Origin of the sequence: Nocardiopsis akebiae, from assembly GCF_018316795.1 — a bacterium.
GTDB classification, from domain to species: Bacteria; Actinomycetota; Actinomycetes; order Streptosporangiales; family Streptosporangiaceae; genus Nocardiopsis; species Nocardiopsis dassonvillei.
Window position 1 is genome coordinate 5,584,979 of the sequence record NZ_CP074132.1, and the last position, 11,800, is coordinate 5,596,778.

The following is an 11,800-nucleotide window of genomic DNA, read 5'->3' on the forward strand; positions in this document are numbered from 1 at the left end:
GCACGGCGCCCGCGCGGCGTTGCCCACAGCCTCAAGGAAGTAGTTGGACATGGCACCGGTCACCGCCACGGCGGACACCATGACCAGGCAGGAATGGGCCGCTGAGGTCCACCGCCTGGCGAAGGAGCGCGACGCTGTCATCCTCGCGCACAACTACCAGCGCCCGGAAATCCAGGACGTCGCCCACCACACCGGTGACTCCCTGGCGCTGTCCCGCCTGGCCGCCGGTGTCGACGCGAGCACCATCGTCTTCTGCGGCGTGCACTTCATGGCCGAGACCGCCAAGATCCTCGCCCCCCAGAAGACCGTCCTGCTGCCCGACCCCGCCGCCGGGTGCTCGCTGGCCGACACCATCACCGCCGAGGACGTGCGCGCCTGGAAGGCCGAGCACCCCGACGCGGTCGTGGTCGCCTACGTCAACACCACCGCGGCGGTCAAGGCCGAGACCGACATCTGCTGCACCTCCTCCAACGCGGCGGACGTCATCCGCTCCATCCCCGAGGACCGCGAGATCCTCTTCCTGCCGGACCAGTTCCTGGGCGCCCACGTCAAGCGGGTCACCGGCCGCGACAACATCCACGTGTGGATGGGCGAGTGCCACGTGCACGCCGGGATCGACGGGCACACCCTGCGCGAGCGGGTCGCCGCCGAGCCCGACGCCGAGGTCTACGTCCACCCCGAGTGCGGCTGCGCCACCTCCGCCCTCTACCTCGTGGGCAGCGGCGCCGTCCCGCAGGAGCGCGTCAAGGTCCTCTCCACCGGCGGGATGCTGACCGCCGCGGAGAACACCAGCGCCAAGAAGGTCCTCATCGCGACCGAGACCGGCATGCTGCACCAGCTGCGCAACGCCAACCCGAACACGGAGTTCGAGGCGGTCAACTCCCGCGCCGAGTGCCACTACATGAAGATGATCGACGCGGACAAGCTGCTCAACGCGCTGCGGTTCGGCACGACCGAGATCACGGTCGACGCCGACACCTCCGCTCGCGCCCGCCGCTCCGTCGAGCGGATGATCGCCATCGGGTCGCCGTCACGCGGCGGAGAGTAGCCGATCCGCGACCGTCGGGTCCCGCATCCGGCTCTGAGGTTACGGAAGACTTACCTTCAAGACACAGGTAGACGATTCACCCACGCGTCGCCTCTCCCCTCGCTACCGTCGCGGGGAACGGGGGGTTAGAAAAGTGACCAGAGGTAGCGAACCAGGCGAACCGTCGGCGGTCGAGGCGCTCTACGACGCCTTCGCGCCGTCCCTGTACCGGTACGCCTGGTCGCTGCTGGGTGAAGAGGACACCGGGCGGGCGGCCGAGGCCGTGCACGACGGCCTCGTCGCCGGTGTCGTCCTCGACTCGCGGCGCGCGGACCCGGCCGACCTCGGCTCCTGGCTGTACGCCCTGGTCCGCTCGGCCTGCCAGCGCCGCGGCCTGGCCCGCGTAAGCCCCTACACCCGGCTGGCCACGGTGCCCGCCGAGGAGCCGGTGGCCCGCATGTTCGCCCGGCTGCCCGCCAGCCACCGCGAACTGGTGGAGTTGAACCTGCGGCACGCGCTGCCCACCTCCGCGGTCGCGCGCGTCCTGGGCCTGGACCCCCAGATCTGCGGCGAGCTGACGCGCTCGGCGATCCGACGCGCCGCGGAGAACCTGGACGGCCGCGACGGCGACCACCGCGTCCCCGACCCCCGAACCTCCCGGGAGACGGGAGCCTCCGGCGGCGCCGGGGACACCGGCGGCCCGGGCACCGCCGCCTGGCGCGCACAGGTGCACGACGTCTCCCAGGCCCTGGCCCTGCTGCGCCCGCCCGGCCCGCCGCCCGGCCTGCGCGAGGCGGTGGTGCGCACCTGCACCGGCCCCGGCCTGGCCGCGGCCCGCGACCGTATCGCCGCGCAGATGCACCCCCTCACAGTCGAGGGGTACCCGATGCACCGCTCCCGCGCCGCCGGGGCGGCCGAGTTGGAGAACGAGGCGGCCGGTCCCGGCCCCGAGGCGCCACCCCGCGCCCTGCCCGGCGACCGGCTGACCACACACGACCACCCGGTGCGCGACGAAGCGGTCACCCCGTTGGCCGGGCCCGGTTCCCCTACCGGGGCCGACGACTCCGGTGACGGTCCCGACGACCGGCGCACCGCACGCCGCCGCTGGCCGCTGCCCGCCGTCTCCGGCCTGGCCACCGTGGTGCTGGCGGTCGCGCTGTGGGGCTGGGCCAGCGCCGTGGGCGGCCCCTCCACGATGATCGGCGCCGGGCCCGACGAGACCGGGCGCGGACCACTGGTCCCGCAGGTGGAGACCGACGCGACCAGCGCGGACACCAAACCGGAGGCCGGACCGACCGTGGAGCCCACGACCGCGCCGACGGAGCCCGCCGAACCCGGGGCCGGGACGGAGCCGCGGCAGGGGGAGGGCGACGACGGCGGGCACCAGGCCCCCGAACCGGCTCCGGAACGGGCCACGCCCGCACCGCCCCCGCCGGAGGCCGGCCCGCCCTCCGGAGGCGAGGGGCCCGACGGCGATCCGGACCCGCCCGGAGAGGAGGAGCCCGGAGACGACGACGCCCCCGGCGGCCCGCCCGAGGAGGACGGAAACGACGACGGGGGCGGCACAGGTCTGCTCGACGGGCTGCTGGGCATGCTCTTCGGCGGTGGCTGACGCCGGTTCCCCGCCGACGCGGGGGAGGGTGAGCGGATCAGAACGGGGCGAGCAGGCGCTCGGCCGCGGTCTGGAGCCGCCGCTCCACCTCGTCCACGTCGCGGCGCCCCTTGAGGACCTCCACCAGCTCGAAGATCCACACGCTCGTCAGCGAGCCCACCAGGACGTAGCCGGTGCTGTCGCGGTCCACCCCGGTGCCGCCCTCCTCCTCGACGGCCTCCAGGTTGCCGGTGGCCACCCGCCACACCAGGTCGGAGATGCGCAGATCGAGCTCGATCTTGACCTCGGCCACGATGAGCGAGCGCACCAGCGCGTCGGCCAGCTCCGGCTCGCGCATCAGCCCGCGCGTGGCCCGCAGCAGGACGTCGACCGCGCGTTCGGCGGGGGTGTCGGCGGTCGGCGGACGGCGGACGATACCGCCCTCCAGCAGGTCCAGCTCCTCGGTGACCACGGCCACCACCAGGTCCATCTTGGAGGGGAAGTACCGGTAGAGCGTGCCGAGGGCGACACCCGCGCGCTCGGCCACCGAACGCATCTGCATGGCCTCCACGCCACCGCGCACGGCCAGCGCGGCCGCGGTCTGCACGATGCGCTTGCGGCGCTGGGTCTGACTTCGTGACATCGTTCCGCTCGCCGCCTGCACCGGCACAGGATCTCCCCTTCGTCGTCAGCCCGCGCGCTGCCCGCTCGCCCCGGCGCTGAAGCCCGTCGCCGACGCCCACCCGGAGGCGGCGGCTGTTACGAGAACACGTTATCCAACCGATTCCCCCGAAGACTGCCGGTCAAGCCCATGATCCTCACCTCATCGCCCGACGTAGTAGTAGCAATACGAAAAGCAGACCGGGGTTTTCGGAATGCCTGACAGGCTTTGTAGAATTTGTTCTCATTTGTGTACCGCGCATGAACACCGCCTCTCCTCCGACCGCCCAGGCACCCGCCGCGCCTGACACGGCGACGCGCCCCGCCGGAGCCCCGCCGCAGGGCGCCCGGCATAGGATCCCTTACCAACCGGCCCGACGCCGGTCCGAACACAACTGCCGAGTAACATAGGCACGCGCACGCCTGTCACCGGCCGACGGCGTCCGCGCCCGCGGTGACCGGGCCCGCGACCCAACGAAGAGGTGGACTCTTGACCCAGTCGGGCACCACACCGAGCCCACGGCCCCGTGCCGAGCGCCCCCTGCGCGTCGCCCTGCTGTCCTACCGCAGCAAGCAGCACGTCGGCGGACAGGGCGTGTACGTCCGCCACCTCTCGCGCGAACTGGCCGCACTGGGCCACGAGGTCACCGTCCTCTCCGGCCAGCCCTACCCCGTCCTGGACGAGGGCGTGACCCTGGAGAAGGTCCCCTCCCTGGACCTGTACAACGACGCCCACCCCTTCAAGGCCCCGCCCGTACGCGAGTGGCGCGACTGGATCGACGCCCTGGAGGTCGCCACCATGTGGACCGCCGGCTTCCCCGAGCCCCTCACCTTCTCCCTGCGCGCCAACCGCGAACTGCGCCGCCGCCTGGACGACTTCGACGTCGTCCACGACAACCAGACGCTGGGCTGGGGACTGCTCGGCATCAGGTCCGCCGGGCTGCCCCTGGTCACCACCATCCACCACCCCATCAGCGTGGACCGCAGGATCGAACTGGCCGAGGCCCGGGGCCTGCACAAGCTCACCAAGCGCCGCTGGTACGGGTTCGTGGGCATGCAGGCCAGGGTCGCCCGCCGACTCGACCCGATCCTGGTGCCCTCCCAGTCCTCCGCCGACGACATCGCCCGCGAGTTCGGCGTCGCACCCGCCGCCATGGAGGTCACCCCGCTGGGCGTGGACACCCGCCACTTCCACCCGCGCCCCGGGCTGGAGCGCGTACCGGGACGCATCGTGTGCACCGCCAGCGCCGACAGCCCCCTCAAGGGCGTGGCGGTCCTGCTGCGCGCCGCGGCCAAACTCGCCACCGAACGGGACATCACCCTGACCGTCGTCAGCAGACCCAAACCCGGCGGCCCCACCGACCAGCTGGTGGACGAGCTGAGCCTGCGCGACCGCGTCGAGTTCGTCAGCGGCATCGACGACACCGCCCTGGCCGAACTCATCGCCAGCGCCCAGGTGGCGGTCGTCCCGTCCTTCTACGAGGGGTTCTCCCTGCCCGCCGTGGAGGCCATGGCCTGCGCCACGCCGCTGGTGGCCAGCCACGCCGGAGCGCTGCCCGAGGTCGTGGGCACCGACGGGGACGCCGGGCGCCTGGTGGCCCCGGGCGACCCCGAGGTGCTCGCCGAGGCGCTGGCCGCCCTGCTCGACGACGACGCCGAACGCGAACGCATGGGCGCCGCCGCCTGGCGCCGGGTCCAGGAGCGCTTCACCTGGAGAGCCGTCGCCGAACTGACCGCGCGCCGCTACGCCTCCACCGTCGACGCCGTCCGGGGGAACCGCCCCGCCGAAGGCGACACCCGCCCCGGGCCCGCCGAGCCCGCGTCCGCGCCGGCACCCGAGCGGGCCCGCGCCAACGGCGCCTGACCGGCCCGGACCGCGCGCGACCCACCGCCCCGCGTCCGCGGCCGCGGAGCCCCAAGCCCAGATCCCCGAGCCAGATCCCCAGGGAGCCTCCACTGATCACCGTCGACTTCAACCTGTTCCCCGTCGGCCCGGGCGACCGCGTGCTCGACCTGGGCTGCGGCGGCGGCCGCCACGCCTTCGAGGTCTACCGACGCGGCGCCGACATCGTGGCCTTCGACCAGAACGTCGCCGACCTCGCCGAGGTCGAGACCATGTTCGCCGCGATGCGCCACGAGGGCGAGGCTCCCGAGGAGGCCAGGGCCGAGACCGTCAAGGGCGACGCCCTGGACATGCCCTTCGACGACGCCAGCTTCGACCGCGTGGTCGCGGCCGAGATCTTCGAGCACATCCCGCACGACACCGCCGCGATGGCCGAGCTCTTCCGGGTACTGCGGCCCGGCGGCATCGCCGCGGTGACCGTGCCCAGCTTCCTGCCCGAGCGCCTGTGCTGGGCCCTGTCGGAGGAGTACCACACCAACGAGGGCGGGCACATCCGCATCTACACGCGCGCCGAACTGGAGGCCAAGCTCAAGGCCACCGGCTTCGAGATCGGCCCGCACCACCACGCGCACGCCCTGCACGCGCCCTACTGGTGGATCAAGTGCGCGGTGGGCACCGACCGGGACGACCACCCGCTCGCCAAGGCCTACCACGACATGCTGGTGTGGGACATGCTCAAGGCCCCCGCCGTGACCCGCGCCGCCGAACGCCTGCTCAACCCGGTCATCGGCAAGAGCGTGGTCGTGTACGTGCGCAAACCGCACGACGCCTGATGTCCGTCACCCCCGTGCCCGCGCCCACGACCGGACCGGCCCCTCACGACGCCCTGAGCCTGCCCGGCGTGCTCGACGCCGAGCAGCTGCACCGCTCCGCCTCCTACCTCGCACGCTGCCAGGAGGACAGCGGGGCCATCCCGTGGTTCCCCGGCGGGCACACCGACGTGTGGGACCACGTGGAGTGCGCCATGGCCCTGACCGTGACCGGCCGCAGCGCGCCCGGACACGCCGAGGCGGCCCGGCGCGCCTACCTGTGGCTGGCCGACAGCCGCGCGCCCGGGGGCGGATGGCCCGCCAAGTTCCGCCAGGGCGTCCCCGTGACACCGCTGCGCGAGGCCAACCACGCCGCCTATCCCGCGGTGGGCCTGTTCCACCACCTGCTCGTCACCGGCGACACCGCGTTCGCCGAGCGGATGTGGCCGGTGGTAGAGGAGGGCCTGGAGTTCGTCCTGGCCCTGCGCGGCGAGCACGGCGAGATCCTGTGGGCCCGCTCGGAGAACGGCGCCCCGGGGGACCACGCCCTGCTGACGGTGTGCGCGAGCGTGCACCACGCGCTGCGCTGCGGCGCCGCCCTGGCCGCGCGCCTTGGACGCTCCCGCCCCGCGTGGACGGCCGCCGCCGACCGCCTCGCGGTGCTCATCAACGGGCACGAGGACCTGTTCGCCGACAGGGGCCGCTTCTCGATGGACTGGTTCTACCCCGTCCTGGGCGGCGCCGTGCGGGGCACCGCCGCCAAGGAGCGCATCGCCGGGCGCTGGGACCGCTTCGTGGTGCCCGGACTGGGCGTGCGCTGCGTGAGCGACCAGCCGTGGGTGACCGCGGCGGAGACCTCGGAACTGGTGCTGGCACTGGCCTCCGTCGGCGACGTGGACGCGGGCGTGCGCCTCCTGCGGGACGTGCAGCACCTGCGCGACGCCGACGACGGCGTGTACTGGACGGGCTACCAGTTCGCCGAGCAGGTGCGCTGGCCTGTGGAGCGCAGCACGTGGACGTCGGCCGCCGTGATCCTGGCGGCGGACGCGCTCACCGGGACAACGCCGGGCTCGCGGGTCTTCCTGCACACCTGGGACGCGGGCCCCTCCGACTAGGAGACGCTCCCCGGACCCGCACCACCTCCAGCCCCCGCCGGCCCCGCGGGCCGAGGCCGGTCCGGGCCGACGGGGCCGGCTCCGCCGACCGGCGCGGGCCCGACGCGGAGGACCCGCAACACGGGGGAGGGCCCGGCGGCGCGCCGCCGGGCCCTCCCCCGTTCTCACCGGCTCCGGTCACCACCGGAACCGGACCTCACCAGAGGTCGTCGCGCCTGGCCGGCGGGCTCTCACCACCGCCGCCACCGCCGCCGCCTTCCTCTCCGCCGCCGCCCTCACCGGGGCCCGGTTCGGTCCCGGGACCGGGGATCTCGGGCCACTCGGGCGTGGTGGGCTCCTCCGGCTCCACGGGTGTCTCGGGCGTGGTGGGCACCTCCGGCTCGGCCGGCGCCTCCGGCTCCGTGGGCGCCTCCGGCTGCTGCGGCTGCTGGGGCTGCTCGGTGGACACGTCCGGAGCCCAGTTCTCGGTGGTGCCGCTGAAGGCCGGACTCGGGAACGAACCCGGCTCGTAACCCTCCATCGCGGTGCTCATGTACCGGTTCCACAGCGACGCCGGGAGCGTACCGCCCGACAGGGAGCCGTATCCGGGGATGCTGAAGCTCTCGTTGTTGCCGCTGTAGATCCCCACCGCCGTGGACAGCTGCGGGGTGAAACCGACGAACCAGGCGGCGACGCTGCCGTCGGTGGTACCGGTCTTGCCCGCGGTGGGGTGGCTGGCCAGCCGGGCCCCGGTACCGGTACCGCCGTTGACCACCTGCTGGAGGGCGTAGGTGACGTCGGCCGCGGTCTCCTCCTCCAGGGCCCTGTTGCTCTCCACCTCCGGGCGCACGTTCTCGCCCTCGGAGTCGATGATCTCCCGCACCACGTGCGTCTCGACGTGCACGCCGCCGTTGGCGAAGGTGGCGTACCCGCTGGCCTGGTCGACCGTGCGGGCACTGGAGGCGCCCAGCGGCATGACCGGAACCAGCTGGCTGTCGGGAACGCTCCCCTCAGGCCACCCCGCGGCGTAGACGGTGTCGCGGACGTTCTCGAAGCCGACCTCCTGGGCCAGCTCGATGAAGCCGAGGTTGTTGGAGACCTGGGTGGCCTGCGTGAGCGTCATGACGCCGCCCGGCGAGTTGCCCGCGTTCTGGATGCGCGAGCCCGCGATGGTGCGCGGCCCGCGCCCGTCCACCGTGGAGTTGAGGCTGTAGCCCTGCTCCAGTGCGGTGGCGAGCACGTAGGGCTTGAACGCCGAACCGGTCTGCGCGGCGCCGAGGAAGGAGCTGTCGTACTGGTTCTCCCAGTAGTCGTGCCCGCCGTAGAAGGCCAGGACCTCGCCCGTGGCCGGGTCGACGGTGGTCAGACCGACGTTGACGCCCTCGGGCCGGTCCTCGGGCGGGACCATCTCCTCCACGGCGGCGTAGGCGGCGTCCATCATGTCCTGGTCGAACGTGGTGACGATCCGGTAGCCCTGCCGGTTGATCTGGTCCTCGGTGTAGCCGAGCCGCTCCAGCTCGTTCATGGCCTCCTGGAGCATGTAGCCCTTGTAACCGCTCAGGTCCGTGCCCTCGCTCGGACGCTCGGGCTCGGGTGCCGGGAACTCCATCGCGTCGGCCTCGGCCTGGGTGATGGCCTCCGTGGTGACCATGCCGTTGACGACGTACTCCCAGCGCCGCTCCATCGAGGGGGTGGTCTCCACGTCGGCCTCACCGAAGGGGGTGGGCTGCTGGATGGCGGCGGCCAGGAACGCGGCCTCGGCGGGCTCCAGGTCCTGGACGTCCTTGTGGTAGTACGCCTGCGCGGCGGCCTGGACTCCGTAGGCGTTGCGACCGAAGTAGATGGTGTTGAGGTACTGCTCCATCACCCACTCCTTCGACTCGCTCCGGTCGACCTTGAGGGCGATGATGATCTCCCGCACCTTGCGGGTGATGGACACGTCCCGGGAGATGCCCTCGTAGTAGTTGCGCACCATCTGCTGGGTGATGGTGGAGCCGCCCTGGACCTGCTGGCCGGTGACGGTGGACCACACCGCGCGGCCGGTGCCGCTCACGGACACTCCGGGCTCGGTCCAGAAACCGCGGTCCTCCGCGGAGATGACCGCCTCGACGACGTGTTCGCCGCCCGCGGTCATCTCGTCGTAGGACAGGATCTCCCGGTGGGTGCCCCGGTAGGCGAACTCGGTCTCGCCGTCGGCGAAGTAGAAGGTGGAACCCTCCTCCAGGACGTCGGCCTTGGCCGCGTCCGGGACCTCCACGGTGCTGTAGAAGAAGGCGAAGACACCGCACCCGATGATGAAGAACACGCCGGTGACGATGAGGAAGACCCTCAGGATCCTCCACCAGAGGGGCTTCTTGGCCTTCTTGCCGGCACCGTTCTTCTTGCCCCGGGCCTTGGGGTCACCCGGGCCCTTGGGGCCGCCGGGACCGGTACCGCCCGGACCAGCCGGTCCCTTGGGGCCGCCAGGGCCGGTGGGACCGCCGGGGCCGCCGGAGTTGCTGGAACTGGTGGTGGCACCGGGGCCGGCTGGGCCGCCGTGCGCCCCGGAGTGGGCGGCCGCCGCCGCGGCACCGCCCGCGGTGGCACCGGGGCGCGCGCCCCGGTCCTGCCCCTCGGAGGTCGACTCGGCCACGTAGGAGGAGAGGCGACGCGGCTCGGGCCACAGGGACGCCGTCTCGGCCGCGGAGGACTCGTCGATCCTCTGCTCTCCGTCACGGTCCGGAGCGACGGCGTCCGGAGCCGCGGGCACAGCGGAGGCGGCGGCTCCGGCGGACCCGTCCTCGAAGTCCTGGACGTCGGTCACGGTCCCGGCCACGGGGCTCTTGGGAGCTCCCGTGTGCTCCTGCTCGCGCGGGCTCCAGAGGTCTGTCCCGCCCTCTTCGGTACCGGCGTTCCCGGAGGCCTCGTCGGACGTCTGCGCCGCCTCCGCGGAGGCGGCCGCGCGGACGGAATCGAGCGAGATGGGCTCCGTCCGGTCGGACACCGGCGATGGGGGCTCGTCGGCGCCGACCGTACCGTCCCGGTCGACGGAGGTGTCGTCGGCCGCGGAGGACGGATCCGCCTGGGGGGACCGTCCGTCCCCCCGGGCGCCGTTCTCACGCGTGTCGGACTCCGCCTCGCCCGCGCGGCCGGCCGAGGCGGGGGAGCCGGCTGCGGGAGAGGCGTCGGTGTCGTCGGAACGGTGCGCGTCGGCGGAGGCGCCGGAGGTCTCCTCCGCGGCGTCGTCGCCGGTGTCGTCGGAACCGAAACCCTGTTCCGCGAGGCTCTGGGCGACCTTGTCACGGAGGAAGGTACCGCTGGTCTTGAAGGTGACCGGGTTGATGAACTCCGGTTCGGGCTGCTCTCCTACGCTTTCCTCTCCTCCAGGAGTGTCATGAGTGGGTTGGTTCCCCTCGCTTGTGGGTACCCCACTCTCGGGAGTGTGCTCGTTGGACAGCTCTTCGGCAGAGGTGTTCCTGGTGTCCGGCGTGTCCTTGGGACGCTGTCCACCCGCCCCGCTTTCGCCGTGTGTGCTCTCGCTCAGTTCCCCGCCCCCATGGCAAATCACGTCCGGCACCCTGCCGTCCCGATGTTGGACGCGCAAGTGCCCCGGATCGTTCAGTTCGAGTCAGGACCGAAGCGGTAATTCGGGGAATAACGCCGCCATCGCTCAGCCCTCCAAGCCACGATACCCGCCCGTAACCATGTCAAGTCCGAGCAGGTAAGCGTACTGCCACTTCTTACCCAAGGCTTACCTGGGGCAGTTGTGTATCGGAAAGACTGTTAGCCCGCTCACTTACCCCGGGTGCGTTGGAGCACCCGCAGGGAACCCACCGCGCGCATCTCCTCGAACTCCCCCGCGTCGAGGGCCTTCCGGTAGATGTTGTAGGGCGGTCGGCCGCCGTCCTCGGGGTTGGGGAACACGTCGTGGATGACGAGGGCCCCGCCGGGGGCGACGTGCGGACTCCAGCCAGCGTAGTCGTTCTGGGCGGCCTGCTCGCTGTGGCCGCCGTCGATGAAGACCATGCCGAGCGGGGTGCCCCAGACAGCCGCGACATCGGTGGACCGGCCCACCAGCGCGATCACCTCGTCGTCCAGGCCCGCTCGGGTGATCGTGCGCCTAAAGTGCGGAAGGGTGTCGAACCTGCCCGTCTCCTCGTCCACCAGGGACGCGTCGTGGTACTCCCAGCCCTCCTGGTGCTCCTCCGAGCCCCGGTGGTGGTCGACCGTGAGGACCTTGACCCCGGTGGCACGGGCGGCCGCGCCGAGGAAGATCGTGGATTTGCCGCAGTAGGTGCCGATCTCCACGATCGGCCCGACCCGGGCGTAGTCGACGGCGGTCTCGAAGAGGGCGGTGCCCTCGTCCGTGGGCATGAAACCCTTCGCGGCCTCCGCGGCGGCCAGAAGCTCTGAGGGGATCGTCTTCGTCATGCGGAGATTGTCCCACCGGCGAAAACAGAAACGGACAGTGGTCTGCGCGGCCGGACTGCCTCGTCTTCGATCGTGCGGCTGGCTGGAAACACAAGAAGCCCGCTCCCAGCGTTCACAAACGCACAAACCCCCACACAAAAAAAGGGGCGGAGCCACCCCTAACAGGCAACCCCACCCCTCCTTCAAGAAAAACCGTGGCAGCGACCTACTCTCCCACCCCACCACAGGGCAGTACCATCAGCGCAAAGAGACTTAACGACCGGGTTCGGAAAGAGACCGGGTGTGACCCTCCAGCAATAACCACCACGGAAACCACACACCACCCACCCCAACTCAACCCACCCCACAAGGCAGGGAATCACAGCG

8 protein-coding genes and 1 rRNA gene are annotated in these 11,800 nt (G+C 72.1%); 5 read left to right on the forward strand and 4 right to left on the reverse strand.

The features are described from left to right. Positions 1 to 49 precede the first annotated feature (49 nt). Positions 50 to 1,048, forward strand: a complete 999-nt coding sequence (nadA, locus tag KGD83_RS23835) for a quinolinate synthase NadA (RefSeq protein WP_212641259.1) — start codon at positions 50 to 52, stop codon at positions 1,046 to 1,048. A 133-nt stretch (positions 1,049 to 1,181) separates the two neighbouring features. Then, positions 1,182 to 2,639: an RNA polymerase sigma factor gene (locus KGD83_RS23840; protein WP_212641260.1), complete on the forward strand. Its 1,458-nt coding sequence runs from the start codon at positions 1,182 to 1,184 to the stop codon at positions 2,637 to 2,639. Between the two features lie 37 nt (positions 2,640 to 2,676). On the opposite strand, the gene KGD83_RS23845 is transcribed toward KGD83_RS23840, so the two are convergent. Further along, positions 2,677 to 3,288: a TetR family transcriptional regulator gene (locus KGD83_RS23845; protein ID WP_212641261.1), complete on the reverse strand. Its 612-nt coding sequence runs from the start codon at positions 3,286 to 3,288 to the stop codon at positions 2,677 to 2,679. Positions 3,289 to 3,768: 480 nt separating this feature from the next. Here KGD83_RS23845 and KGD83_RS23850 point away from each other — a divergent pair, with 480 nt between their 5' ends. The 3 genes from KGD83_RS23850 to KGD83_RS23860 all read left to right on the forward strand — a co-directional run bounded on the left by KGD83_RS23850 (position 3,769) and on the right by KGD83_RS23860 (position 7,045). Further along, the gene (locus KGD83_RS23850; protein ID WP_212641262.1) at positions 3,769 to 5,142 is read left to right on the forward strand and encodes a glycosyltransferase family 4 protein; all 1,374 of its coding nucleotides are present in this window, start codon (positions 3,769 to 3,771) and stop codon (positions 5,140 to 5,142) included. A 92-nt stretch (positions 5,143 to 5,234) separates the two neighbouring features. Beyond that, positions 5,235 to 5,954, forward strand: a complete 720-nt coding sequence (locus KGD83_RS23855; RefSeq protein WP_212644580.1) for a class I SAM-dependent methyltransferase — start codon at positions 5,235 to 5,237, stop codon at positions 5,952 to 5,954. After that, entirely contained in the window at positions 5,954 to 7,045 is a 1,092-nt protein-coding gene (locus KGD83_RS23860; protein ID WP_212641263.1) for a prenyltransferase, read from the forward strand. The genes KGD83_RS23855 and KGD83_RS23860 overlap by 1 nt, the downstream gene beginning before the upstream one ends. A gap of 196 nt (positions 7,046 to 7,241) precedes the next feature. Here the strand turns inward: KGD83_RS23860 and KGD83_RS23865 are convergent, their stop codons facing one another. The 3 genes from KGD83_RS23865 to rrf form a co-directional block, all read right to left on the reverse strand. Continuing rightward, a complete protein-coding gene (locus KGD83_RS23865; RefSeq protein ID WP_212641264.1) occupies positions 7,242 to 10,580 on the reverse strand; it encodes a transglycosylase domain-containing protein in 3,339 nt (1,112 codons plus the stop codon). Between the two features lie 215 nt (positions 10,581 to 10,795). After that, positions 10,796 to 11,434 (reverse strand): class I SAM-dependent methyltransferase, encoded by a 639-nt coding sequence (locus tag KGD83_RS23870; protein ID WP_212641265.1) that lies wholly within the window; start codon positions 11,432 to 11,434, stop codon positions 10,796 to 10,798. A 192-nt stretch (positions 11,435 to 11,626) separates the two neighbouring features. After that, positions 11,627 to 11,742: ribosomal RNA gene (gene rrf / locus KGD83_RS23875) — 5S ribosomal RNA — on the reverse strand. Positions 11,743 to 11,800 lie beyond the last annotated feature (58 nt).

Bases quoted from the DNA above. Each gene is read 5' to 3' on its own strand.
- nadA (WP_212641259.1), top strand. From the start codon at position 50: ATGGCACCGGTCACCGCCACGGCGGACACCATGACCAGGCAGGAATGG.
- KGD83_RS23860 (WP_212641263.1), top strand. From the start codon at position 5,954: ATGTCCGTCACCCCCGTGCCCGCGCCCACGACCGGACCGGCCCCTCAC.
- KGD83_RS23870 (WP_212641265.1), bottom strand. From the start codon at position 11,434: ATGACGAAGACGATCCCCTCAGAGCTTCTGGCCGCCGCGGAGGCCGCG.